Annotated in this window: 25 protein-coding genes; 8 read left to right on the forward strand and 17 right to left on the reverse strand. The window is 38.5% G+C overall.

The window, feature by feature from the left end:
• Positions 1–97: 97 nt before the first annotated feature.
• From ACXAG7_RS07745 to ACXAG7_RS07770, 6 genes are all read right to left on the reverse strand, one after another.
• Entirely contained in the window at positions 98–502 is a 405-nt protein-coding gene (locus tag ACXAG7_RS07745; RefSeq protein WP_476666517.1) for a hypothetical protein, read from the reverse strand.
• A 96-nt stretch (positions 503–598) separates the two neighbouring features.
• The gene (locus ACXAG7_RS07750) at positions 599–1,378 is read right to left on the reverse strand and encodes a (Fe-S)-binding protein (RefSeq protein ID WP_476666518.1); all 780 of its coding nucleotides are present in this window, start codon (positions 1,376–1,378) and stop codon (positions 599–601) included.
• A gap of 65 nt (positions 1,379–1,443) precedes the next feature.
• Positions 1,444–2,760, reverse strand: a complete 1,317-nt coding sequence (locus tag ACXAG7_RS07755; RefSeq protein WP_476666519.1) for a membrane protein — start codon at positions 2,758–2,760, stop codon at positions 1,444–1,446.
• Positions 2,761–2,774: 14 nt separating this feature from the next.
• Positions 2,775–3,374: a carboxymuconolactone decarboxylase family protein gene (locus ACXAG7_RS07760; protein WP_476666520.1), complete on the reverse strand. Its 600-nt coding sequence runs from the start codon at positions 3,372–3,374 to the stop codon at positions 2,775–2,777.
• Complete coding sequence (locus ACXAG7_RS07765) at positions 3,375–4,331, reverse strand: MlaD family protein (RefSeq protein WP_408043160.1); 957 nt, start codon at positions 4,329–4,331, stop codon at positions 3,375–3,377.
• A 66-nt stretch (positions 4,332–4,397) separates the two neighbouring features.
• Positions 4,398–5,639, reverse strand: coding sequence for an N-acetylmuramoyl-L-alanine amidase family protein (locus ACXAG7_RS07770; RefSeq protein ID WP_476666521.1), 1,242 nt, complete (start codon positions 5,637–5,639; stop codon positions 4,398–4,400).
• Positions 5,640–5,788: 149 nt separating this feature from the next.
• On the opposite strand from ACXAG7_RS07770, the gene ACXAG7_RS07775 reads away from it, so the two are divergent.
• Together ACXAG7_RS07775 and ACXAG7_RS07780 are read left to right on the forward strand one after the other, a co-directional pair.
• The gene (locus tag ACXAG7_RS07775) at positions 5,789–8,506 is read left to right on the forward strand and encodes a putative LPS assembly protein LptD (RefSeq protein WP_408043158.1); all 2,718 of its coding nucleotides are present in this window, start codon (positions 5,789–5,791) and stop codon (positions 8,504–8,506) included.
• 38 nt (positions 8,507–8,544) lie between these two features.
• Positions 8,545–8,925: a RidA family protein gene (locus ACXAG7_RS07780; RefSeq protein ID WP_476666522.1), complete on the forward strand. Its 381-nt coding sequence runs from the start codon at positions 8,545–8,547 to the stop codon at positions 8,923–8,925.
• Between the two features lie 57 nt (positions 8,926–8,982).
• On the opposite strand, the gene ACXAG7_RS07785 is transcribed toward ACXAG7_RS07780, so the two are convergent.
• The 5 genes from ACXAG7_RS07785 to ACXAG7_RS07805 all read right to left on the reverse strand — a co-directional run bounded on the left by ACXAG7_RS07785 (position 8,983) and on the right by ACXAG7_RS07805 (position 14,159).
• The gene (locus tag ACXAG7_RS07785; protein WP_408043156.1) at positions 8,983–9,345 is read right to left on the reverse strand and encodes a methylglyoxal synthase; all 363 of its coding nucleotides are present in this window, start codon (positions 9,343–9,345) and stop codon (positions 8,983–8,985) included.
• Between the two features lie 55 nt (positions 9,346–9,400).
• The gene (gap, locus tag ACXAG7_RS07790) at positions 9,401–10,396 is read right to left on the reverse strand and encodes a type I glyceraldehyde-3-phosphate dehydrogenase (protein WP_408043155.1); all 996 of its coding nucleotides are present in this window, start codon (positions 10,394–10,396) and stop codon (positions 9,401–9,403) included.
• Between the two features lie 151 nt (positions 10,397–10,547).
• The gene (gap, locus tag ACXAG7_RS07795) at positions 10,548–11,543 is read right to left on the reverse strand and encodes a type I glyceraldehyde-3-phosphate dehydrogenase (RefSeq protein ID WP_476666523.1); all 996 of its coding nucleotides are present in this window, start codon (positions 11,541–11,543) and stop codon (positions 10,548–10,550) included.
• Positions 11,544–11,557: 14 nt separating this feature from the next.
• The gene (pfkA, locus tag ACXAG7_RS07800; protein WP_408043153.1) at positions 11,558–12,544 is read right to left on the reverse strand and encodes a 6-phosphofructokinase; all 987 of its coding nucleotides are present in this window, start codon (positions 12,542–12,544) and stop codon (positions 11,558–11,560) included.
• Between the two features lie 268 nt (positions 12,545–12,812).
• A complete protein-coding gene (locus ACXAG7_RS07805; protein ID WP_476666524.1) occupies positions 12,813–14,159 on the reverse strand; it encodes a tetratricopeptide repeat protein in 1,347 nt (448 codons plus the stop codon).
• A 230-nt stretch (positions 14,160–14,389) separates the two neighbouring features.
• On the opposite strand from ACXAG7_RS07805, the gene ACXAG7_RS07810 reads away from it, so the two are divergent.
• On the forward strand, positions 14,390–14,731 hold the full coding sequence (locus tag ACXAG7_RS07810) for a DUF2853 family protein (RefSeq protein ID WP_408043151.1): 342 nt from the start codon (positions 14,390–14,392) through the stop codon (positions 14,729–14,731).
• An 84-nt stretch (positions 14,732–14,815) separates the two neighbouring features.
• The gene (locus ACXAG7_RS07815; RefSeq protein WP_476666525.1) at positions 14,816–16,243 is read left to right on the forward strand and encodes an L-serine ammonia-lyase; all 1,428 of its coding nucleotides are present in this window, start codon (positions 14,816–14,818) and stop codon (positions 16,241–16,243) included.
• 16 nt (positions 16,244–16,259) lie between these two features.
• Here ACXAG7_RS07815 and ACXAG7_RS07820 read toward each other — a convergent pair whose 3' ends face one another.
• From ACXAG7_RS07820 to ACXAG7_RS07830, 3 genes are all read right to left on the reverse strand, one after another.
• The gene (locus tag ACXAG7_RS07820) at positions 16,260–16,805 is read right to left on the reverse strand and encodes a SanA/YdcF family protein (RefSeq protein ID WP_476666526.1); all 546 of its coding nucleotides are present in this window, start codon (positions 16,803–16,805) and stop codon (positions 16,260–16,262) included.
• A gap of 98 nt (positions 16,806–16,903) precedes the next feature.
• Positions 16,904–17,662, reverse strand: coding sequence for a peroxide stress protein YaaA (gene yaaA / locus ACXAG7_RS07825; RefSeq protein ID WP_476666527.1), 759 nt, complete (start codon positions 17,660–17,662; stop codon positions 16,904–16,906).
• Between the two features lie 97 nt (positions 17,663–17,759).
• The gene (locus ACXAG7_RS07830) at positions 17,760–18,548 is read right to left on the reverse strand and encodes an MBL fold metallo-hydrolase (RefSeq protein WP_408043147.1); all 789 of its coding nucleotides are present in this window, start codon (positions 18,546–18,548) and stop codon (positions 17,760–17,762) included.
• A gap of 81 nt (positions 18,549–18,629) precedes the next feature.
• Between ACXAG7_RS07830 and ACXAG7_RS07835 the strand changes: the two genes are divergently transcribed.
• From ACXAG7_RS07835 to ACXAG7_RS07850, 4 genes are all read left to right on the forward strand, one after another.
• Positions 18,630–20,075, forward strand: a complete 1,446-nt coding sequence (locus ACXAG7_RS07835; protein WP_408043146.1) for a TonB-dependent receptor — start codon at positions 18,630–18,632, stop codon at positions 20,073–20,075.
• 62 nt (positions 20,076–20,137) lie between these two features.
• Positions 20,138–20,683: an RNA polymerase sigma factor gene (locus ACXAG7_RS07840; RefSeq protein WP_408043145.1), complete on the forward strand. Its 546-nt coding sequence runs from the start codon at positions 20,138–20,140 to the stop codon at positions 20,681–20,683.
• A 30-nt stretch (positions 20,684–20,713) separates the two neighbouring features.
• Positions 20,714–21,259, forward strand: a complete 546-nt coding sequence (locus ACXAG7_RS07845; protein WP_476666528.1) for a hypothetical protein — start codon at positions 20,714–20,716, stop codon at positions 21,257–21,259.
• 1 nt (position 21,260) lies between these two features.
• Positions 21,261–21,728 carry a hypothetical protein gene (locus ACXAG7_RS07850; RefSeq protein WP_476666529.1) on the forward strand — a complete coding sequence of 156 codons (468 nt, stop codon included), beginning with the start codon at positions 21,261–21,263 and terminating at the stop codon, positions 21,726–21,728.
• Here the strand turns inward: ACXAG7_RS07850 and ACXAG7_RS07855 are convergent.
• Genes ACXAG7_RS07855 through idi form a run of 3 tightly spaced genes read right to left on the reverse strand, consistent with a single transcriptional unit; the run spans position 21,725 to position 23,690 of the window.
• Positions 21,725–22,714 carry a type I phosphomannose isomerase catalytic subunit gene (locus ACXAG7_RS07855; RefSeq protein ID WP_476666530.1) on the reverse strand — a complete coding sequence of 330 codons (990 nt, stop codon included), beginning with the start codon at positions 22,712–22,714 and terminating at the stop codon, positions 21,725–21,727. The genes ACXAG7_RS07850 and ACXAG7_RS07855 overlap by 4 nt on opposite strands.
• 37 nt (positions 22,715–22,751) lie before the next feature.
• Positions 22,752–23,165 carry a 6-pyruvoyl trahydropterin synthase family protein gene (locus ACXAG7_RS07860; protein WP_408043141.1) on the reverse strand — a complete coding sequence of 138 codons (414 nt, stop codon included), beginning with the start codon at positions 23,163–23,165 and terminating at the stop codon, positions 22,752–22,754.
• A complete protein-coding gene (idi, locus tag ACXAG7_RS07865) occupies positions 23,166–23,690 on the reverse strand; it encodes an isopentenyl-diphosphate Delta-isomerase (protein ID WP_408043140.1) in 525 nt (174 codons plus the stop codon).
• Between the last annotated feature and the right edge of the window lie 135 nt (positions 23,691–23,825).

The raw sequence follows: 23,825 nt of genomic DNA on the forward strand, positions 1-23,825 counted from the left end.
CCCCTTACAAAAAAACCAAAGACCTTAACGTCTTTGGTTTAAATTATTCTTTTATAAACGATCCACCTGTCTGAGGCCGATTCAGGTATGAGAGTCCCTATTTATTCATACTGAGGTCAAAAGATACCTCAGCACCACGATGGCCGACCAAAACAAGCTTTTCCCCTTCTAAAATATTGGATCTAAAAATCTGAAGTTTCACCGTATAGGGTGCAAAAGTCCCCACTGTTTCATCTGTATACGAAGCAAAAGCTGTAGCGGTTACATTAATGGCCGCTGTATAGGTTTTACTATAAGGCAATCGAATACCTGCTACCGTATCATCAAACTTAAAATTTCCCGATTCCGCGAAGGCAGTACGTACCTTTCCTTTGGCATTGCCATCATCAGACGATACCGTCATTTTATAGCTTCCGAAATCATCTCCTTCGAAACTGGTTACAGCAATGTCATTACATCCGATGGTAAACAATAATACAAGTAGTCCTAAATATCTCTTCATTCTTATATAAATTAGTTTACTTAATCAGCACAAAATACATACCAAAAAAAAGAGCATTTCAAATGAAATGCTCTTTTATGAAAACTTTATAATTCCCTATAGCTCATTCGCCTCGGCAATCAATTCAGCGATGTCTTTTACCTCTATTTGGTCCTCTTTTTCCTTGAATTTCACACCGTCAGTCATCATCGTATTACAATAAGGACAACCGGTTGCAATGATCTGTGGTTTGGTTTCTAGAGCGTCTTCAGTACGGAGAATATTGATGTCCATATTTCCTTTTTCTGGCTCTTTAAACATTTGCGCTCCTCCAGCACCACAACACAACGCCGTAGACTTATGACGCTTCATTTCCGTCATTTTAACTCCCAATCTTCTAATCAATTCTCTCGGAGTCTCATACACATCATTCGCTCTTCCTAAGTAACACGGATCGTGAAAAGTTAATCTTTTATTTCTCAATACGTCATTCCCTACTTCGAGTCTTCCTTCTTTTATTAATTTACTGATGTATTGCGTATGGTGATATACCTCGTAGTTTCCACCTAAACCAGGGTACTCATTTTTTAGTGTATTAAAAGAATGAGGATCACAGGTCACGATGGTTTTTACTTCGTATGCATTTAATATTTCAATGTTCGTCATGGCTTGCATCTGGAATAAAAACTCATTTCCAGCGCGCTTTGCTGCATCTCCTGTCGAACTTTCTTCAGTACCTAATACCGCAAAATCAACTCCAGCTTGATGTAAAATTTTCACAAATGCCTTGGTAATCTTTTTTGCTCTATCGTCGTAACTTCCTGCGGCCCCAACCCAAAATAAAACTTCAGGTTGCTTTCCTTGAGCCATCATATCTGCCATTGTTGGTACGTTCATAATTCTTTATCGTTTAATTGTTGATGTGATTCTTACTTGTTGTTTGCTTTTTTTCAGATGACGTTCTATTCATCTTTCCAATTCAATCTGTCCATTTGACTGTATTGCCAAGGTGCTCCATTATTCTCGATATTGGTCATCATCATGTTGAGCTCTTGAGGAGCTGCTGATTCTTCCATTACCAAATAACGTCTCATTTCCATAATAATTGACAATGGGTCAATTCCGATTGGACATTCTTGAACACAAGCATTACAACTAGTACACGCCCATAATTCTTCTCTTGTAATATAATCGTCTAACAACTGCTTACCATCAGGTTTGAAGGTTCCGTTATTAGCATCCATATTGTTTCCTACTTCTTCTAAACGATCACGAGTTTTCATCATAATCGCACGTGGTGATAATTCTTTCCCTGTAAGGTTTGCAGGACAAGAAGAGGTACATCGACCACATTCTGTACAGGTATACGCATTCATCAGCTGTACCCAATTTAAATCGGTCACCTCTGAGGCTCCAAATTTTTCAGGCTCTCCTTCTTCCTCTCCTTCTTCTGGCATAGCATACGGATCTGCATCAGGATCCATCATCATTTGCACTTCTTTCGTTACCGCCTCCACATTGGTAAATTGTCCTTTAGGCTTTAAGTTCGCGTAAAAAGTATTCGGGAAGGCTAATAAAATATGTAGGTGCTTCGAATAGTACAGGTAATTTAAGAAAATTAAAATCCCTACAATGTGTAACCACCAAGCGGCTTGCTCGATAAGGTGTAATTGATCGTGACTGTAATCAGAAAACCACGGAGCTACAAACTGAGAAATGATATTTCCTGCTCCTGCCTCTTGAAAGCTTACATCAGTGGCATTCATTACTAAAAACAACGACATTAATACCATTTCAAAGTACAAAATGATATTCCCGTCATTCTTAGGCCACCCTTGCATTTCCTTATTCCAAAAACGCTTCACCTTTTCCACATTTCTTCGGAACCAAAAAACAATTACCGCTACGAGTACCGCAAAAGCCAACACTTCAAACGTTCCGATAAGGAAACCGTAAAACCCTTTTCCTAAAATTGGATAGAAAACACGATGGGTTCCAAACAATCCGTCAATTACGATTTCGAGCATTTCTATATTGATCAAGATAAACCCTACATACACGATGATATGTAAAATTCCAGACACTGGACGGCGTACCATTTTGTACTGACCTAAGGCTATCTTAGCCATATTTTTCCAGCGTTCGGGTTTTCGATCGGTTCTATCAATGTCTTTTCCTAATTTGATATTTCTAATAAGCTTTCGAACATTCATTACAAAATATCCTATACCTGCTATTAAAATAATTGCAAAAAAGATGTTTGGTACGTAATTTTCCATGTATTATTTGTTAGTTATTGATGATTCCAATCTGAATTTTCAGCACTGTTCGGCGACAATCCGAGGATGTCTCCTTCGGTAACCACTCCCAATCCAAGTACCGTTCTGTTAGCGTAATTAAAATAGCTAACCACTTGGTTAATTTCGAGAATTTCACCGTCTGAAAGTTGGTTATTTCTGAGCACTTCTATGTGCGTATTTGTTAACTGTGTAGGTGTTAAGGTAAGTAGTTTTGCATACTCAAATCCCGCCGAGCGCTTTTTGTCGAACTGCGTTGCTACCGTATCATTTTGTAACGCCTTAAATATTTCACCTCCTTTTTCTTCTCCTATCAATCTCTTTAAGCCCGCCAAATGATGTGAAACACAGTATTCACATGAATTAAGCATACTTACATACACGCCCAAAGCTTCTAAATACCACTTTGGGAATGTGTTTGCACTGTGGTGCAAAACATTTTTATACAGTGCCATATGTCCCTCCATGGTATGAGGTCGCAAACTGTGAACTTTCATAATGTTGTCCACATTGTTCTTTGGCCCTGTTACTTTTTGGTATAACTTTTTTAATTTTCCAGTAGCCTCGTCAAATGGTATACTCTTAATCCAACTCATCTATTGGTTCGTAACATTTTTCGCGCTCTTTTCAGCATTGTAAGGTTTTGGCTTTTTTCCAAAAAGTGAGAAATGTACAAAACGCTTCGGATTTAACTTCATTTCGCGAAGTAACTCTTCCATTTCTTTACTTGCATTGGTCAAGTTCGTGTACATTGCGTCGTCTTTCATCAACTTTCCAAGCGTCCCTTTCCCTGACTTCATATCTGCCAATAAGCCATTGACATTTGTCAAAGTAGCTTCCAACTTTTTCACAGTTGCTCCCAAGTTTGCTTTCGCTAAATCATCCGAGACTTTTGCAAAATTTTCCGTCATTTTTTTGGCATTGGCCATGGTAGCTTCAATGTTCCCTTTGCTATTTGAAAGCGTTCCGTTAACCGTATGTAAGGTTTTACGAACGTCACCGATAGTGTATTCTAAACCTTTTATACTCTTTTTTAAACTCTCTCTTGTATCTTGATTGAGAACTTGATTTAAGGCGTGTACCAAACTGTCAACTCCCACTAGGGTATGCTCCAATTTCGGGCTGATGTTATCACTGATTTTAGCCATAAAATCAGATTCAACAACACCTCTTAAATAATCCCCTGAAACCGCTTCTTCGCCGTCATAAACAGGGATTATCGCCAAATTCTGACCTCCCATAAAACCGGCAGAAGCCACTTTAGCGACACTGTTTTTTGAAAATTTAATTTTGTTCTGAACGATAAATTTCACGAGTAGCTTTCCCTTTTTATCCGGGTTAGGATTAAAGTTTATTTGAGCTATCTTCCCTACTTTTAACCCGTTGATGGTTACCACACTCGCCTCGTTGAGGCCACTGATATTATCGTATTCTACAAAAAAATATCGATCACTTGGATTGAAGATATCTTGACCTTTTAAAAAGTTATATCCCCATACAAATATTGCTATTGCGACTACCGCAAAAATTCCTGTTTTTAACTCCTTAGACATGCAAAAAAATTATAGTAGCGAAAATACTAATAATTTTTGGTAGAAACTGTCTAGAATATGTCTAAATTATAAGGTTTTTAATGCTTCTTTCACTGAAATCTTCACATTTCCTTTAAAAGCTACCACAAAGGCACCCGTGTGCCCAGCCTCACGGGCCTTAGCTTGTAATCGCTTTACCTCTTGGAAATCAGAAGTTTTACCGTAAAAATACTTATAGTAGCCTTCAATATATTTTGAATCGACTCCTCGTAATCCTTTAAAGTTAAAATTGGACGTACTTAATTTCGCTTTTGAAGCAGCAATTTGAACGCGGAAGACAACCTTGTTATCTTTCTTCTTCTCGACCGAAGTTTTCACTTTAGCCACTGGCGCTTTCTTAGTACTTGAAGTCTTTTTAGTTGTAGCCGCCACCACTTTCTTTTTGACTGGTGGGCTTACTTTTGTAGGAGTTTTTTTAATTTTCGTTTCAGCGACTTTGGTTTTCGCAGGAATCGTCTTCTTTTTAATCGGCGTTTTTTTCTTTATGACCTCCGTCTTCTTTTTAGTCTTAACCACAGTAAAACCAGAATTCACACTATTTAGTTTAAGTTGGCGAATGTATTTTTTAATTGCTTCTGCAATGGCCTTTGCCATTTTAATCTGCCCTCTTCTGGAATTCAAGAACCTCCCTTCAGGTCTGTTGGTCAAAAACCCTAATTCAACCAAAACACTAGGCATAATCGTTTCTCGCAACACCAAAAAATTATCTTGTTTTACTTTTCTATCAAATCGCCTCAAGTTCGAAAAATTGGTTTGTATTAATCCAGCGATTAGTAAACTATTGTCCAAATTTGTTTCTTGCATCAATGACAATCCTATCAGCGATTCTGGAGAATTTGGATCGTAATCGTAGTTTTGCTTGTAATTGTCCTCTAGTAAAATTACGGCATTCTCTCTTTTTGCAATTTCCAAATTCTTACTATTCCCCCTAAGCCCAAGAACAAAAGTACCCGCTCCATGAGCACGTTCTTTGCTGTAGGAATCACAGTGAATAGAAACGAACAAATCTGCTTTTTTATCATTGGCAATCTTAGCCCTGTTGTGCAGCTCGACAAAAACATCTCTTTTTCGGGTGTACACTACCTCGACATCCTTCGCCGTCAATAATTCCTTTCCTACATCTAAGGCAACGCGAAGGGCTATCTTTTTTTCCTTGTATCCATTTCCTAAATTCCCAGGATCCTTTCCCCCGTGCCCAGCATCAAGAACAACGACATATTTCTTTTGTGCAAACGCCTGGTTGCTAAGGCCAAACACAAGCCCTGCCATAAAAAAAAGAATTGTTAGGCTTTTGATGGTATATTTGCTGAATTTTAAGATTTTCATCAATAAATTTTAAGTAATTTTGGTCTTTAAAATTTGTGAACACAAATAGTAAGCCATAAATTTAATTTAACACAAAAATAGTATTTATAATATTGCGAACAAATCTCACTTACATACTTTTAGCATTCTGCCTCTTTAGCTTTCATGTAATAAATGCGCAAGAAATAGGTAAAAAAGGCATTGATCCGGTCAAACCCGTTGCTACAAAAAAAACTGCTACACCTAAAGATACCATTTTTAATGCAAAAAAAGATGCGCTTTTAGAACAACCTTTTGATTCCATAAAGAAGGACAGTATTGCGAAACCAAAAGAGGTCATTGATGGTAAAATTACTCATGATGCCCAAGATTATACCATTCAAAATGCAAAAGACCAAACGGTGACGTTGTACAATAAGGCACATGTTACATATACAGATATCGATTTAAAAGCCGGTATCATTATTATCGACTACAAAAACAACACGCTTTATGCGAAAGGAATTAAAGACAGTTTGGGCTACCACCAACGTCCCCAATTTAAACAAGGAGGGCAAGAGAGCGAGCAAGATTCCATTCTTTTTAATTTCAAAACCAAAAAGGCTCTCATCTACAATGTAAAAACCGATCAAAACGGAATTATTACCTACGGAGAAAAGACCAAACGCGTCAATGATTCGACTATATACATGCGTAAGCTGCGTTTTACCACTTCGCAAAAGAAAATTCCAGATTACTATATTGCCACCAATAAGGCAAAATTAGTTCCTGGTAAAAAAATTATTGTAGGAGCCAGTCATTTGGTATTAGCCGATGTACCCACTCCTTTATTCTTGCCTTTTGCCTATTTTCCGCTCACCGATAAAAGAACCTCTGGTTTTATCATTCCAACTTGGGGAGATAGTAATAGCCAAGGGTTTTTCTTACAAAACGGAGGGTACTACTTCGCATTGAGTGATTATTTTGATCTGACTATGCTCGGAGACATTTACACGAACGGAAGTTGGGGACTGCGCGGTGATTCAAATTATTACGTTCGTTATAAGTTTAGTGGTAGCTTTAGCATTCGCTTTGAAAATATTATTCAAGGTATTCGAGGGCTTAGCGACTACAGCAAGTCATCGAATTTCAATATCCGATGGAACCACAGTCAAGATTCTAAATCGAGTCCAAATTCACGATTTTCTGCCTCGGTTAATTTAGGAAGTAGCCAGTACTACAATCAATCGTTAAACGAGTTTAATAACTCACAGCGATTGACCAACACCTTGAGTTCCTCAATTTCTTATTACAAGAAATTTGTCGGGACTCCGTTCAATATGAACGTTACTGCTACACACTCGCAAAACACCAATAACAATGCGATTACCATGACGCTTCCATCCTTACAGCTGAACATGGATCGCATCTATCCCTTTGCTGGAAAGAACGGTGTAAAGAAAAATCCTTTACAAAAAATGGGACTTAACTACAGTATGAGTGGTGAGTACCGTATCAATACAACGGATGCCGACTTTTTTAAACCTAAAATGTTTAGAGAGGCCAATGCAGGTATTCAACACAATCTAAATGCAAACACCAATATTAAGGTGCTAAAACACTTTACCCTTGCCCCTACGGCTACGTATAAGGATGTTTGGTATTTTAGAAAAATCAACAAGCGCTTTGACCCTACAGCTACGAACCCTGTTAACGGAAATACCGGTGCTGTGGTCAATGATACCATCAGCGGTTTTACTCGCTTTAACGAATACAGCGTAGGTATGTCTTTATCGACAAACATATACGGTACTTTTAACTTCAAAAAAGGACGACTAAAAGCAATACGCCATACCATTCGACCTTCTATTTCATATAATTATCGTCCTAATTTTGCAGATGCTCATAACTTGACGGTTCCGACTACCAACGATCCCAATACGGATCTACTTACCTATTCCCCTTTTGACGGAGGAATCTACGGAACGCCAGGACCAGGAGTATCGAATATTGTGGGTATTGCCTTAAACAACGTATTGGAAGCCAAAGTAGCCCCCAAGGATCCCGATAGTGAAGAAGAGGATAAAAAAATAACCATCCTAAATAACTTAAACTTTAGCACCTCGTACAATTTTGCTGCCGACAGTTTGCGCTGGAGCCCAGTAAGTGCCAGTGCAGGAACCCGCTTGTTTAGCGACAAACTTGCTCTTAACGTCAATGCAACACTCGATCCGTACCGAATTAATAGCAAAGGACAGCGCATTAATCAATTTAACTCTGGAATCTTCCGTGTTACCAATGTAGGAGTATCCGCTAACTACTCTATTTCGAGCAAGGATTTTGAAAAGGAGAAAGACGAAGATAAAAACAAGAAAAAAGATACTCAAAGTGGAAACGGTGCACAAAATACCCCAGACGTATTCGGACAAAACATGAATACGACAAACGGTTTTGCTACCGGACTCGGGAGTAACAGAAACAGTAATGAAACGAAAGTAGAGAAGCTCTACAATGCTAAAATTCCCTGGACCCTTAACTTAATTTACATTATGAATTACACCAACACCGGACTTACCAGTGGTATTGGTAATCACACCATGATGTTCAGCGGCGATGTGGAGTTATCTCCAAAATGGAAAGTAGGATTTTCTTCTGGATACGACATTAAAAACAACGCGTTTACATTTACGAGATTAAACTTCTCTAGAGACTTAGATAGTTGGCGTTTTAACTTTAACTGGACGCCGTTCGGAGTACAATCGGCCTACTATTTCTTTATCGGTGTAAAATCGTCTGTATTAAGCGATTTAAAGTGGGACAAAAACAGACCACCCGACAGAGTATTGTTCTAAGCACCACCCTATTTAAAAACGAATCAAACAAACACGACATGAAAAAAATAATCACAACAAACAAAGCACCTCAACCCATAGGCCCATACAACCAAGCTGTATTGAGCGGGAATACTTTGTACACTTCTGGTCAAATTGCACTCGATCCTGAAACCGGCGAGCTCGTAACAGGGACTATTGAGGACGAAACTAAGCAGGTAATGGAAAATATGAAGGAAGTATTGGCTGCCGCTGAAATGACCTTTGAAAACGTTGTAAAAACGAGTATTTTCATTTCAGACATGAACAACTTCTCGAATATCAACGCCGTTTACGGAACCTATTTCGACGAGGCAACAGCTCCAGCTAGAGAAACTGTAGAGGTAGCCAACTTACCGAAATTTGTCAATGTAGAAATCAGTATGATTGCCATTAAGTAATCCGATTTTTAATTAAAAAAGAAACGTCCTGCTGCAAATCGCATCAGGACGTTTTTTTTATATAGACCTAATCAACAACTCTGCCGTCGCAGGATTCGTTGCTAAAGGTACATTGTGTACATCACACAATCGCAGTAACATTGAGATATCAGGCTCGTGCGGATGCTTTTCATGAGGATCTCGAAAGAACAACACCATTGCACAGCTACCTTCCGCTACGCGGCTCGCTATTTGAGCATCCCCTCCATAAGGACCAGAAAGTAATGCCTCCACCTCAAATCCAGCTTCACGAGCTCTGGTACTCGTAGTTCCGGTTCCGATCAATTTAATTCGCTTTTGCTTTAACACCTCTTGATGCTCCTCCAAAAAGGCGATCATCTTTGTTTTTTTCCCATCGTGGGCAATAATTGCTATCTCCATAATTCGCTAAAAAAACCCGCGTAAAGCGGGTTCGTTTTTATTTATTTAACTCATACTATGATAAGCTTGCGGCATGCAGCATTAAATCAATAATTTTTGTCGCATAACCAAATTCATTATCATACCAGGATATCACTTTAAAAAAGTTTTCATTTAACTCTAAACACGCATCCGCATCAATAACAGAAGTTCGGGGTTCCGATACAAAGTCTTGTGATACCACTTCGTCTTCAGTATACCCGAGTATTCCTTTTAATTCACCTTCAGACGCCGACTTTAAGACACTCAATATTTCTTTTAAAGAGGTCGCTTTTTCGGTTCTAAACGTCAAATCCACTAACGATACATCGGGGACAGGTACTCTTACAGCCATTCCCGTTAGGCGTCCTTCCAGTTCCGGCATTACTTTAATTACCGCTTTGGCAGCTCCTGTACTCGTAGGAATAATATTGTTTACCACAGTTCTTCCTCGTCTCCATTTTTTGTTTGGGCCATCAACCACATTTTGAGTCGACGTGGCTGCGTGCACGGTAGTCATCAATCCTTCCTTTAAACCAAAAGCATCGTGAATCACTTTTGTCAATGGGGCCAAACAGTTGGTTGTACAAGAGGCATTTGAAAAAACAGTTTCATCTGCTTTTAAATCCTGATGATTTACCCCCATTACGTACATATTAGCATCTTTTGAAGGCGCTGAAATAATCACCTTTTTAGCTCCTGCTTTCAAGTGCAAAGCCGCCTTGTCCTTATCCGTAAAAAAACCTGTAGACTCAATAACGTAGTCCACAGCTTCACTCGCCCAATTTATGGCCTCTGGATTTCTCTCTGCTGTGACTCTGATAGTATTTCCGTTAACAATCAAATTTCCGTCCTGTACCTCTACAGTTCCATTAAATCGACCGTGTACAGAATCATACTTTAGCAAATACGCTAAATAATCTACATCAAGGAGGTCATTTATAGCTACCACCTGCACTCCTTCTCTCTGTATCGCAGAACGAAAGGCAATCCTACCTATTCGTCCAAATCCATTAATCCCAATTTTAATCATTATCCTAATTTTAATTTCATGTACTAGACTCCTGTCACATACGAAGTAGCCTACTACACTATTTGGACATACAAATATAAACCATATAGAAACAAAAAAAACCGGTAGAATGTAATTTCCTACCAGTTTTTCAAATATTTTATATTCTCAGTTATAAAGAAGCAGCGTGCTCCACTAAATCAACTATTTTAGTTGAATATCCCATTTCATTATCATACCAAGAAACTAACTTTACAAAGTTATCTGACAAGGCGATTCCGGCATTCGCATCGAAAATAGAAGTTCTTGTATCTCCCACAAAATCTTGTGAAACCACTAATTCTTCAGTGTACCCTAAAATTCCTTTCATCGCTCCTTCAGAAGCCGATTTTACCGCTGCTTTGATAGCCTCATAGCTCGCTGGTTTTTCTAACTGTACGGTTAAGTCTACCACAGAAACATCCATGGTCGGTACGCGAAATGCCATTCCCGTTAACTTTCCGTTCAACTCAGGTATTACCTTTCCTACCGCCTTTGCTGCTCCTGTAGAAGAAGGAATGATATTGTGTAAAGCAGCTCTACCGCCTCTCCAATCTTTCATTGACGGACCGTCAACGGTACGCTGTGTTGCTGTACTCGCGTGTACTGTCGTCATTAACCCTTCTTTGATACCGAAATTATCATTCAACACCTTCGCTAACGGAGCCAAACAGTTGGTTGTACAAGAAGCATTTGAAAAAATAGTATCCTCAGCTTTCAACTCTTGGTGGTTCACGCCCATCACAAACATCGGCGCATCTTTCGATGGTGCAGAGATCACCACTTTTTTAGCTCCTCCGGCAAGGTGTAAACTCGCTTTGTCTTTGGCTGTAAAGAATCCAGTACATTCCAATACGTAATCAGCACCTACTTCATTCCATTTGATTTCCTCAGGATTACGTTCAGCAGTTACACGAATTTCATTTCCATTGACTACCAATTTATCTCCCTTTACTTCTACTGTACCCTCAAAAGCTCCGTGTACAGAATCGAACTTTAGCATGTATGCTAAATAGTCTACATCCAATAAATCATTGATAGCAACCACTTGCACATTAGCTCTTTTCACTGCAGATCTAAATGCCAATCGTCCAATTCTACCAAATCCGTTAATCCCAATTTTAATCATATCTATTCTATTTTTTAAGTCGTCATGATATCAGAAACTCGTAAGAGTTCTAAATCAATATTGTTAATTCCTTTAATTGCTTTTTCTAAATCTGTAGCCACTACTTCATTGTTTTGTAAGCCCACCATTAAATTGGTTTTCCCGTCAATGAGCAATTCTACAGCTTTTACACCTAATCTACTCGCAAGTACTCTATCGAAACACGTAGGCGAACCTCCGCGTTGCATGTGTCCTAACACAGAAACACGCACTTCGTATTCCTCAAGATTTTCTTCCACGTAATTGGCTAATTCATATACATTTTTCCCCGAACGATCCCCTTCAGCCACCACCACTATACTCGATGACTTTCCAGAGCGCTTACTCTTCTTTAAAGATTCGAGCATTCTATCTACTCCTAAATCTTCTTCTGGAATCAAAATTTCTTCAGCTCCTGCACCTACTCCGGCGTTTAAGGCTATAAACCCGGCGTCGCGTCCCATAACCTCCACAAAAAACAGACGATTATGAGATGAGGCTGTATCTCTAATCTTATCGATTGCCTCCATGGCTGTATTCAGTGCTGTATCATACCCTAACGTATGTGAAGTTCCATAAATATCATTATCGATGGTCCCTGGAATTCCGACTACTGGAAACTTGAATTCTTGATTAAAAACAACGCCTCCTGTAAACGAACCATCTCCACCGATAACCACTAAGGCATCGATATTGTGTTCAATTAAATTCTGATAGGCTTTTTCACGTCCTTCTGGCGTCATAAATTCTTTGGATCTCGCCGATTTCAGTACCGTCCCTCCTTTGTGAATAATGTTATTCACACTTCTGGCAGTCATATTCGTAAAATCACCTTCTATCAACCCTTGATACCCACGGTATATTCCCACACATTCTGTTCTGTAATACGCACAGGTACGCACCACTGATCTGATTGCTGCATTCATTCCAGGAGCGTCTCCTCCTGAGGTCATTACTGCTATTTTCTTTATTTTATTTGCCATAATTTCTGTGTCAAATCTAGTTATTTTTTACGTTGATTTTCTCAAAAAAAACGAAATCGTTTTCGATAAAACACCCCGAAAACACTGCGTTTTCACTCTTTTAAGAGCTGGAAAAGCTACGTTTTTTTTTCAATAAAACGGGGTGTTTTTTGTTAATTTTAACATAACATTTGAAAAGTCTAGGCATAAAAAAAATCCTAACTCCACTAGGTGAAGTATAGGATTTCGAAACCTTATTTTTTTGGGGTTACTACTGGGAGTGCTCCCGCTAGTTGACCATATCTTTTGCTGCGCTTATCAATTCTTGTACGCGCTGGTTGTCATATACTGATGGGTACAGTTCTTTTACTATAAAATGATAGTCAAAATCAATAGCAAGACCGTTTTTCAAGTGTGTCAAACTGTATTCTTCCTTGTCCAAAATCATAAACAATCCGCACAAACGGTATTCAATTTCGGCAAATTCACGATATATCTTCTTGGCTCTAATCAACACTGTCAACGCTTCACTAAAATCCCCTAAGAAAAGTAAAATATCAGCCAGCGCTACGTAAATTTCAATTTCCTTATCACCTAAGCTAATGCAGCGATTAAATGCCTTTACCGCCTCTTCATAAAAATTCAACTTCAAGTTGATATCTCCGTACCTCCTCCAATACAAAGCATTGGTTTCATCTATTTGAATGGCTTTGTTTATATAGTACAACGCTTTCGGATAATTATTACTTAGATAACAGGCATTGGTAAGCATCATCCACCCTCTGTCTAATAAAGGATCTTCATGTACTGCCTTTTTATAAAAGTGCATAGCCGTAGCTATATTGTCCAATTTCTGATAGCATTCTCCGATTCGGATGTATGCAAAGGCCGTCGGGTCATCGAGTTCAAGAGTAATCAAGTAATTATCGATGGCTTCCTGATAATTTTTTAATTCTTCCAAGGTTTTGGCTTTTTCCAAATACCCTCCAATAAAACTATCGTCTATAATTACGGCAAAATCAAACGCTCGCAAGGCTTCTTCAAACATACCCAACTCAAAATACTGACGCCCTAACTGATGCCAAGCTACCTCACAGTAGGGATTTTTATCCAAATAGGCATTCAAAAACTTAATGGCCTCTTCATTTTTTTCCTCCATATCAAAACAATACACAATATTGTAAAGAGATGAATAGTCTTCGAAGTCCACTTCAATACATTTTGCAAAATTCAGACGCGCATTTTCATAGTCGTCTAAATACAGATATTCCATCCCCAACATAGACCAAATATCTTCTGGGGACTCGATAAATTCTAACGAGGCTTTTAAAACTTCAATGGCCTCTTTATGTTGTTTCTTTTTTGATAAAATTGTTGCTTTTTGAATAAACACCTCATCGTTGTGAGGTTCCACTGCTTCGATATCTGTTAATAACTTGATGGCTTCTGGCAGGTCACCATCGAACACTAAAAGCTCCACTTGCATCAGCTTTAACTGTATGGAAGTGGGGTGTTGTTCTAGCCCTAATTTAACGGCTTTCTTCGCTAAGGAATGCTTTCCTATATTCAAATAGTGCTCTATAATATACTCAAACTCTGTAGCATCGAAAAAATAGACGCTATTCGTTTTCAACATGGATTCAAATTTTGACACTGGCATAGGCTACGGATTTGAAATACACATAAATTTACAACAACAATGATGCCTAAAAACATTTAGCCACTTTTATTGTTAACAAAGTAATTAACAATTTTCTCCTAAAAACTGAGAGATTTCAGGGGCTGATTTGAGAGATTCAATAATTTTTCTATATTTGAAAGTATTAAAAAATTGAATCAAACAAATTAATCTTTAAACAAAAAATCATGAGCAAATTTGACGAAAAAGTTGCGTTGTACTCTAAGTTTATGAACGACAGAAACCTCGCGTTTAAAAGTGACCTTTTAACAGCTGTCACCAAAGGATTAGGTCCATCAATTTACAAAAAAGATGCCGAAACAGTTTCTGGATCGGATGCCAAAGAGTTATTGACCGTTAAAAACAATTTTTTAATTAAGAAGTTAGGATTAGAAGACGGACCTAAATTGGACGAAGCAATTCAAGAAGTAATGGAACGCATCGGTAAATCAGAGCGAAACAAATACCGTGCGGTCGTGTATTATATGTTAACCGAGAAGTTTAGTAAAGAAGCTATCTACGGTATGTAAATCACCAATAAACTAAATGAAAAATCCCGTGGTGTATGCTACGGGATTTTTTTTATTTTAGCCCTCAACAAACAACCTAAATTTATGTCACAATTTATCAGTGTATTTGACATGCTGAAAATCGGTGTGGGACCTTCAAGCTCACATACTTTAGGCCCTTGGAGAGCCGCACAACAATGGATTTCCAAGCTTAAAACAAACGGTATTTTTGATCGAGTAAGCCTCGTAAAAGTGGACTTGTACGGGTCATTATCTCTTACTGGAAAAGGGCATGCCACGGATTTGGCGGTACTCTTAGGATTGAGCGGAACCGATCCGGAATACATTCCTATCTCGGATATCGAACGTATTATTCAAGCCATTAATACGAGTAATACCCTGAATTTTAATGGAGAAAAAACGCTGCACTGTAATGCCGATTTAGTTGTTTTTAACAGAGATTTCTTGCCTTTTCATTCCAATGGACTTCGTTTTTATGCTTTTGACAGCACTGGAGAAGAACTTTCATCAGAAACCTACTATTCTATAGGAGGTGGCTTTGTCATTCAAGAATCAGCAGCGAGTAATGACGATAAGGAAATCAATAAGAAAAATTTCCCGTTTCCTATTAACCGTGCTACAGAATTAGAAGCGTACTGTGCAAAAGAGAACAAGCTCATCTCTGAAATAGTATTATTAAATGAATTGGAGTTGGCCGATCAAGCCACTATTGACAGTGAGTTAAACCGCGTGTGGGAAACTATGCTCGAATGCATGTATATCGGATGTCACACCGAAGGAACGCTTCCTGGAGGTCTCAATGTAAAAAGAAGAGCTTTTGAGACCCACAAAAAATTAATTAAAGGGGCCACTTACAACAATCAACACGAATGGATAAAAGCCATTCGTAGTACAGAGGTAAAGTTTAGAGAAATCCTAAAATGGGTGAGCTGTTTTGCACTAGCTGTTAACGAGGTTAACGCTGCTTTAGGTCGTGTGGTAACCGCTCCAACCAACGGAAGTGCTGGTGTAATCCCTGCAGTATTGATGTACTACTTAGTTATTGAAAATCACGAAGCTGATTTTGAACAGATCAAAAAATTCTTATTAGTGGCTGGTGAAATTGGAAGTATCTTTAAGAAGAATGCCACCATTTCAGCCGCGATGGGTGGATGCCAAGCAGAAATCGGAGTTTCTTCAGCTATGGCTGCTGCCGGATTAACAGAACTGCTCGGAGGTAGCCCTTCACAATGCTTAGTCGCTGCTGAAATTGCCATGGAACACCACCTAGGACTCACCTGTGACCCTATTGGAGGACTCGTTCAGGTGCCTTGTATCGAACGAAACGCAATGGGCGCTATCAAGGCTATCAACGCAGCTGAACTCGCCCTAGAAACAGATCCAAAATCATCTTTAGTACCCCTCGACAAAGTAATTGATACCATGTGGGAAACTGCCAAAGACATGAACAGAAACTACAAAGAAACCTCTGAAGGTGGATTGGCAGTGACTGTAGGTCTGGCAGATTGCTAACAATAAAACACTAGGGTTAAATCGTCACTTTGGGTCCAAGGAATTTCGGTCCTACACCGAACAAGATATCTAAAAACAATTTAACCCTAGCGAAATACTCGCGTACGGTTACCTTTAACCCATAGCGTCCAGATACTCCTTTTGCATTAAAAGCCACTGCTGCTATCCCTTTATTTTCGGCCAAATACAACGCTCTTTCATTGTGAAATTTTTGTGATATCACAATCAATTCGTCTTGTCCAAAAACCTCTTTTGCTCGTACCACGGAATCCAAGGTTCGAAAGCCCGCATAATCCAAAACAATTCTAGATTCTGGAACGCCTCGCTTTACTAAATCCTCTTTAAAAGCCGTAGGCTCATCATACCTTTTGCTACCATTATCACCACTTACTAAAATATAAGAGATTTTACCTGCCTTAAACAAGGCAACGGCAGCTTCGAGGCGATAGCTGTAGTACAGATTTACCTGTCCGTTCTTTAAATACTTTACCGTCCCCAATAAAAGCCCCACCTTTCGTGCGGGTACTTCCGTAACGGAGTCGTACATTTTTTCCCGTAGCATTCTTTTTAACGAGCCAGTTACAACCGAAAATGAATAAGATTCCCAGCAGTAAAACAGCCAAAATCGATTTCCAAAGCAATTTTTTTCGCAACAGCATATTACCTGGTAAATACGAGTTCTAATTCTGATGACATTGTCGCGTCAAAAGCGTAGCCCTCCACGTTAAAGTTTTTCAATCCTTCCAAGCTTGTCACTTCGTTCTCGATGATGTAACGCACCATTAGGCCTCTCGCCTTCTTAGCATAGGTCATGATCGTTTTATACTGACCATTTTTAAAATCTTTAAACACCGGAGTGATCATCGGTACTTTTAGCGTTTTCTTCGGAAGTGCCTTAAAGTATTCTGAACTGGCCAAATTAATCAAAAGCTCTCCATCTTCCATTTCTTCGTTCAGTGATTCTGCCAATTTGGTTCCCCAAAATTTGTACAAATTTTCTGTCCTTCCAACTTTCAACTTGGTTCCCATTTCTAAACGATATGGCTGAATCAAATCTAAAGGCTTTAACAAACCGTATAATCCCGATAAAATTCGAAGTGTTCCTTGTACTGATTCGTGATGCTTTTCATCTAAACTCATCACATCAATTCCTCTGAACACCTCACCTGTAAATGAAAACAAGGCCTGTTTGGCATTAGACAAATCAAACGGTGGACTCCACACCTGATTTCTATCGTAATTTAACTGTGCCAACTCGTCCGAGATCTTCATCAATTCTCCCAATTTGTTTCTCGAAAGCGTTTTGAGTTTTTTATTCAATTTCGCTGAATCTTCAAGAAATCTGGGCTGTGTATACTGCTCTGTTGTTGCTTTGGTTTCAAAATCCAAGGATTTTGCTGGAGATATAATTATTTTCATTGTTATTTTTTCTTAATTAACACGGTAAAAATACGAGGAAAGAAGCAGAATTTACCGTTCTCTATTTCAATTTTATTTATGTATTTATCGAGGTCTTCTATAGTTCTGTGGTCACCTCTAATCCATCGTACGCAAGGAACACATTTTCCGGTAATTCTTTCGACACTTCTTCATGAAAGCCGAGCAGCTCACTAATGTGGGTCAAATAGGTAAAACGCGGTTTCAATTCGTCGACCAGTGCCAAGGCTTCTTCGATGTTTAAGTGGGTGGCATGCGGTTCTTTTCGCAATCCTGTTATCACCAATACCTCAAGTCCTTTCAATTTTTCTTTTTCCGAGGGTTCGAGGTACTTGATATCCGTCAAATAAGCCATGTTGTGAAAGCGGTATCCTAATATAGGTAGTTTTCCATGCATCACCTCAATGGGTGTAACCATCACTCCACTCAAAACAAAGCTACTTTGATGACTGATAATTGTAGGTGCAACACTGGGAGCACTCGGATAGCGATTCTCCGTTGCGAAAATATAATCGTATCGCTTTTGCAAAACGTTTAGTACGCGCTCGCTTAGGTAAATCGGCACGGATCCCATTCGAAAACAATACGGGCGAATTTCGTCTAAGCCAGCAATGTGATCAGCATGCTCGTGGGTAAACAATATACCATCGATAGCATGGATCTTTTCACGAATCATTTGTTGCCTAAAATCGGGACCACAATCGATAATATAGGTATGGTCTCCCCATGAGAATTTAACAGAAGATCGCAGTCGCTTGTCTCTGGGATCTTCAGAAAACGCTACTGGATGGGTACTTGAAATCATCGGCACCCCTGTAGAAGTACCTGTTCCTAAAAAGGTTAATTTTAATTGTTGTTTTTTGTTCATCTGTTACACAAAAATACAATAAAAATTGACTGGTACTTTCAAATTTCAGTACATTTGCCCCACGTAACTAAAAAGAATAAAATGGCAATTACGTTAAAGGGAGATCAAAAGATCAACACGGTTCCAACAACCAAATCAAAAGCTTTAAAAATAAATTTGAACGCTCACATCTACGGTACTTTTGCCGAGATCGGTGCTGGGCAAGAAACTGTTCGTAATTTCTTTAGAGCTGGAGGAGCCTCAGGAACTATTGCAAAAGCAATGAGTGCGTATGATAAAGATTTTTCTGACGCCATTTACGGTGTAGAAAATGACGGACGTTATGTTACCGAAGCGCGATTAAAAAAGATGCTTCGCCATGAAATGGACCTTATTGAGGAACGTTTAGACCGTCAAAAACACCCAGATAAATTATTTTTTAGTTATGCCAATACCGTGGCTACCATTAACTTTACAAAGAAGTTCAAAGGTCACGGATGGGTAGGTATCCGCTTTCAGTTAGACCCTCTAGAAGACTACAACGAGATTGTACTCCACTTGCGTTTTAAAGAAACGGATGCTCGATTACAACAAGAAACCTTAGGGATTTTGGGAGTAAACTTAATTTACGGTGCTTTCTACCTAAACGACAACCCTAAAGAGTTGTTAAAGTCTTTCTACGACAATATTGACAAAGACCGCCTTGAAATTGACATGATCAACTTCTCAGGACCTCGATTTATGTACGTAGATAACCGTTTGATGAGTTTACAGTTGGTGAAGAATGAAATGACCAATGCTGTAATGTTCGGTCCAGACGGAAACAACCTTCTCCCTGCACAAGTCTTGTACAAACGTAATATCTTGGCACTTCGAGGAAGTTTCAGGCCTGTTACTAAGGTAAACATGGACATGTTTGAGAAGTCAAAAGAACTTTTCTTGGCAGAGAAAAAAGTAGACCCTGAAAAAACTCAAATCATATTCGAAATCACCTTGAGCAACCTAAAAGCAGAAGGTAAAATTAACGAACGTGATTTCTTAGACCGTGCAGAATTACTGTGTTCACTCGGACAGAATGTAATGATCACCAACTACCAAGAATACTTTAAACTCGTTGAATACTTCAGTGAATTTACAAGAGAGCGCATGGCCTTAGCTATGGGTGTCAACAACTTAATCCAGATTTTCGACGAAAAATACTACCGCGATTTAAGTGGAGGTATTTTGGAAGCCTTCGGTAAATTATTCTACCGCGATTTAAAGGTGTATATGTATCCTTACAAGGATCAAGAAACTGAAGAATTCATCACCAGTCAAAACTTAAAAGTTCACCCTAGAATTAAAGAACTGTACAAATTCTTTAAACTCAACGGTAAACTCGTAGATATCAAAGGTTTTAACGGAGACATCTTACACATTTTCTCTCGTAAAGTTCTTCAAATGATCAAAGACAACGAAGAAGGTTGGGAAGAAATGCTTCCGAAAGGAGTTTCTGAAACGATTAAAGCAAAACGCTTATTTGGTTTTTCTAGAAGGATGTCAAAATAATTTTTTGACATCTGATTAAACCTTTTTGTAACTTTAGTGTCTAACAACTAAAATCTATCTAGTTGGCAGACGAAACGCTATTAATACACCAATTACAAAACACTTCTACCAAGGAACTTGCCTTTAGAAGTCTCGTGAGCGAATACAAAGAACGCTTGTATTGGCACATACGAAAAATTGTATTATCTCATGACGACGCTGATGATGTGTTGCAAAACACGTTCATCAAGGTGTATAAAAATATTGACTCGTTTAAAGGAGACAGTAAAATATACTCGTGGATGTACCGTATTGCAACCAACGAGGCCTTGAGTTTTTTAAGTAAAAAAGCAAAAGAACAAAATCTAGACATCAGCGATTACCAGCAACAACTCACCTCTAACCTAGATAGTGATTATTGGTTTGAAGGATCTGAAATAGAAATCATCCTTCAGAAAGCCATAGCCCAACTACCCCAGCAACAACAACTGGTATTTAACATGAAGTATTTTGACAATCTCAAATACCAAGAAATATCAGCTATTTTGAACGTTAGTATCGGCGGCTTAAAGGCATCGTATCACCATGCGGTAAAAAAAATAGAAGCCTTTATTAAAAACCAACATTAAACCATTAGTGCAACCAACAGTCTAAGGATTATGAGTGAAGATTTAAAAAATAGTATCGCGTTCCTCAAAGAGAACACTGGCAAAGCTTCGAGCTTTAAGGCCCCTGAAGGCTATTTTGACGCTTTTGAAGAGCGTTTGTTTGCTCGTGAAGAAATTCCAAACACAGCTAAAAACAAAGGCTTTAAAATACCCGAAAACTATTTTAACGACGCTGAAGAACGCATTTTTGAGGCCACTATAAACCGAGAACCGCAGCATCGTAAAACGTCGTATTACCGTCGCGTGATACAGATGATTCCGACTGCCGTTGCCGCTTCTTTGCTTCTCTTTATGGCTTATACCTATTTTACCATCGTAGAGCCCAACAACCTTTCGAGTTTTAGCACCGAAGAAATTGAAGATTGGTATGATTATGGTTATTTAGATAATAATGACAGTGAATTCGCTTTGGTTATTGACGAGGCTTCACTTACATTTGACAGCGATATTTTAAATACTGTCAATTTGGAAGATGAAGATGTAGAAGCCTATTTAAATAATCTCAGTAGTGAAACCCTAGCAAATGAAATTGAATAATATGAAAACCCTAAGCTTTTACCTTGCCGTTTTGTGCCTTTGTACCTCTACCCTATCGTTTGGGCAAAAGGTGTATCGTACCAAACACCACGAAAAAATTCATTCGTACAAAATAGCCTATATCACAGACAAGCTTAGTCTCAGCACCCAAGAAGCCGAAAAGTTTTGGCCAATATACAACGCGTATAGCTTAGAAATGTTAGCACTACACAAAGAAGAACGCTATAAAATTAAAAAGCAAATACTCAAAAAAGGCGGAATTGAAAAACTCAGTGAAGAAGAAGCCAAAAAAGTCATTTTACGCATTCGCGACATCAGTAATAAAAAGGCTAAAATTAAAAATGATTTTTTTGAGAAAGTGGCTACCATCATTCCCTACAAGAAAATACTAGCTCTTGAAGTAGCTGAACACGAATTCAATAGAAGTCTCATACGAAAGTTGAGATCAACCAGAAAATTAGACCGCTAATTTTCTGGTAAATACACTTCCAAGAGCTCAGAAGTCTCCTCAAGTGAATGTAATGTGTACGACTGTACATAGGCTGGTATTAACAGGGTTTCTCCCATCTTAATAGTCGCCTCAACTCCGTTACTTTCAAACCTTACCTCCCCTTTCACACACATGTATATCAAAAAGCTATCCAACCCTCGTTTTCCGTAACTTACACTTCCTTCAATTGGCAAAATATTGGTAGTAAAATACGGACAACTCACCATTTCACTACTACTATTGGTTACCTTTTGGTATGCTGTTGTATAGCTGTCTTGTGCTTTGTAATCAATAGCATCAATAGCTTCTTCAGTATGCAGTTCACGATAATTTCCTTCGCTATCCTGACGATCCCAATCGTAAATTCGATAAGTGACATCAGAAGTTTGTTGAATTTCGGCTAACATTACGCCCGCTCCGATAGCGTGTACTCTTCCCGTAGGGATAAAATAAACATCTCCATTAGCAACGGTATCTATATTTAAAATTTCCGTTAGCGATTTATTATTCAAATGCTTGAGATACTCCTCTTTATCGGTATCCTTCTTAAATCCTACAATCAAATTTGCCTGTTCATCTGCCTGCATCACATACCACATCTCTGTTTTCCCAAATGAATTGTGACGTTGCATCGCCAAATCATCATGCGGATGTAATTGGATACTCAAGGCTTCTTTTGCATCGATGTATTTAATTAACAAGGGAAACTTATCACCAAAAGCGCTGTAAACACGCTCTCCTACAAAGCGACCTTTTTCATTGGAAATGAGTTCTTTTAATGACATACCCTGGCATGGACCATTGCTTACTACAGAAGTATCTCCTTCTACGTCAGAAATTTCCCAACTCTCTCCGATATTCGATTTATCAGAGGATTTATGTAATAGTTTTATTAATTTATCTCCGCCCCAAATCTTCTCTTTTAAAATGGGGGTAAATTTAAAAAAGGGTTGTTCTATAATCATGATAATAAAGTCTTTATACTTAAAGATAAGAAAAAAATTAGTTCCCTGAGTAGGTCACAAAATTTCTCGGTGTTTCGTAAACAGTAACAGACAAGTCTAACTCGTTTTCAATACGAACTCTTAATTTCTCGTAGATAACCACAGCAATATTCTCAACAGAAGGATTTAAATTCTTGAATTCTGGTACTTCAATATTTAAATTTTTATGATCAAAAGCTTCTTCCACCTCTGATTTTATCAAGTCTTTTAAGACACCTAAATCGTATACATACCCCGTAACAGGATCAATCTCTCCTGTTAAAGATACTATTAACTCGTAATTGTGTCCATGGTAATGTGGATTGCTGCACTTTCCAAATACTTCTTTGTTTTTGGCGTCATCCCAATTCGGATTAAACAATCGGTGAGCTGCATTAAAATGCGCTTTTCTATGTACAGTAACTCTTGGCATTTAGGCTAAAAATTTAGATAATTCTCGATACGATTCTTGAAAGATGATTTTAAACCAAGCTGTGTATTGATCAGGGTTCTTTTCGATGTCTGTTTTCACTGCTTCCAAGTCCATCCATTTAAAACTAGCAACTTCTTCTGGATTTACTACTGGATCTTCCTCATAAAAACCGACCATCACATGATCGAGCTCGTGTTCCGTAAGCCCATTGTCAAAAGGAGCTTTATAGATAAAACTGAACACTTCCTCCAACTCACAAGAAAATCCCATTTCTTCGTGTAATCGTCGCTTTCCTGCAGCAATATTACTCTCACCAGAACGCTGATGCGAACAACAAGTATTTGTCCATAATAACGGAGAGTGATACTTTTCTTTTGCGCGTTGCTGCAACATCAATTCTCCTTTACTATTGAATACAAAAACAGAAAAAGCACGGTGTAATAACGCCTTTTCATGGGCTTCTATTTTTTCCATCAATCCAATTGGATTGTCCTGTTCATCTACTAAAATTACTTGTTCTTTCATGTGTACTATTTACCAAAAAACAAACTTACAAAATAGAATCCACACTGTACTTACTCCTCGTTGAAATTGCTTTTGTTTTTTTGTAAATAAAAAGCGCATCTCTTAGACAATCCCCCCTGCTAATCGAGGCAACTC

The sequence above is a fragment of the Tenacibaculum sp. AWR4_210 genome, assembly GCF_056160945.1.

Excerpts from the sequence above, each read along its gene's own strand:
- ACXAG7_RS07745 (WP_476666517.1), bottom strand. The coding sequence starts at position 502 with ATGAAGAGATATTTAGGACTACTTGTATTATTGTTTACCATCGGATGT.
- ACXAG7_RS07750 (WP_476666518.1), bottom strand. The coding sequence starts at position 1,378 with ATGAACGTACCAACAATGGCAGATATGATGGCTCAAGGAAAGCAACCT.
- ACXAG7_RS07755 (WP_476666519.1), bottom strand. The coding sequence starts at position 2,760 with ATGGAAAATTACGTACCAAACATCTTTTTTGCAATTATTTTAATAGCA.
- ACXAG7_RS07760 (WP_476666520.1), bottom strand. The coding sequence starts at position 3,374 with ATGAGTTGGATTAAGAGTATACCATTTGACGAGGCTACTGGAAAATTA.
- ACXAG7_RS07765 (WP_408043160.1), bottom strand. The coding sequence starts at position 4,331 with ATGTCTAAGGAGTTAAAAACAGGAATTTTTGCGGTAGTCGCAATAGCA.
- ACXAG7_RS07770 (WP_476666521.1), bottom strand. The coding sequence starts at position 5,639 with ATGGCAGGGCTTGTGTTTGGCCTTAGCAACCAGGCGTTTGCACAAAAG.
- ACXAG7_RS07780 (WP_476666522.1), top strand. The coding sequence starts at position 8,545 with ATGAAAAAAATAATCACAACAAACAAAGCACCTCAACCCATAGGCCCA.
- ACXAG7_RS07785 (WP_408043156.1), bottom strand. The coding sequence starts at position 9,345 with ATGGAGATAGCAATTATTGCCCACGATGGGAAAAAAACAAAGATGATC.
- gap (WP_408043155.1), bottom strand. The coding sequence starts at position 10,396 with ATGATTAAAATTGGGATTAATGGATTTGGACGAATAGGTAGGATTGCC.
- gap (WP_476666523.1), bottom strand. The coding sequence starts at position 11,543 with ATGATTAAAATTGGGATTAACGGATTTGGTAGAATTGGACGATTGGCA.
- pfkA (WP_408043153.1), bottom strand. The coding sequence starts at position 12,544 with ATGGCAAATAAAATAAAGAAAATAGCAGTAATGACCTCAGGAGGAGAC.
- ACXAG7_RS07805 (WP_476666524.1), bottom strand. The coding sequence starts at position 14,159 with ATGTTGAAAACGAATAGCGTCTATTTTTTCGATGCTACAGAGTTTGAG.
- ACXAG7_RS07810 (WP_408043151.1), top strand. The coding sequence starts at position 14,390 with ATGAGCAAATTTGACGAAAAAGTTGCGTTGTACTCTAAGTTTATGAAC.
- ACXAG7_RS07815 (WP_476666525.1), top strand. The coding sequence starts at position 14,816 with ATGTCACAATTTATCAGTGTATTTGACATGCTGAAAATCGGTGTGGGA.
- ACXAG7_RS07820 (WP_476666526.1), bottom strand. The coding sequence starts at position 16,805 with ATGCTACGGGAAAAAATGTACGACTCCGTTACGGAAGTACCCGCACGA.
- yaaA (WP_476666527.1), bottom strand. The coding sequence starts at position 17,662 with ATGAAAATAATTATATCTCCAGCAAAATCCTTGGATTTTGAAACCAAA.
- ACXAG7_RS07830 (WP_408043147.1), bottom strand. The coding sequence starts at position 18,548 with ATGAACAAAAAACAACAATTAAAATTAACCTTTTTAGGAACAGGTACT.
- ACXAG7_RS07835 (WP_408043146.1), top strand. The coding sequence starts at position 18,630 with ATGGCAATTACGTTAAAGGGAGATCAAAAGATCAACACGGTTCCAACA.
- ACXAG7_RS07845 (WP_476666528.1), top strand. The coding sequence starts at position 20,714 with ATGAGTGAAGATTTAAAAAATAGTATCGCGTTCCTCAAAGAGAACACT.
- ACXAG7_RS07850 (WP_476666529.1), top strand. The coding sequence starts at position 21,261 with ATGAAAACCCTAAGCTTTTACCTTGCCGTTTTGTGCCTTTGTACCTCT.
- ACXAG7_RS07855 (WP_476666530.1), bottom strand. The coding sequence starts at position 22,714 with ATGATTATAGAACAACCCTTTTTTAAATTTACCCCCATTTTAAAAGAG.
- ACXAG7_RS07860 (WP_408043141.1), bottom strand. The coding sequence starts at position 23,165 with ATGCCAAGAGTTACTGTACATAGAAAAGCGCATTTTAATGCAGCTCAC.
- idi (WP_408043140.1), bottom strand. The coding sequence starts at position 23,690 with ATGAAAGAACAAGTAATTTTAGTAGATGAACAGGACAATCCAATTGGA.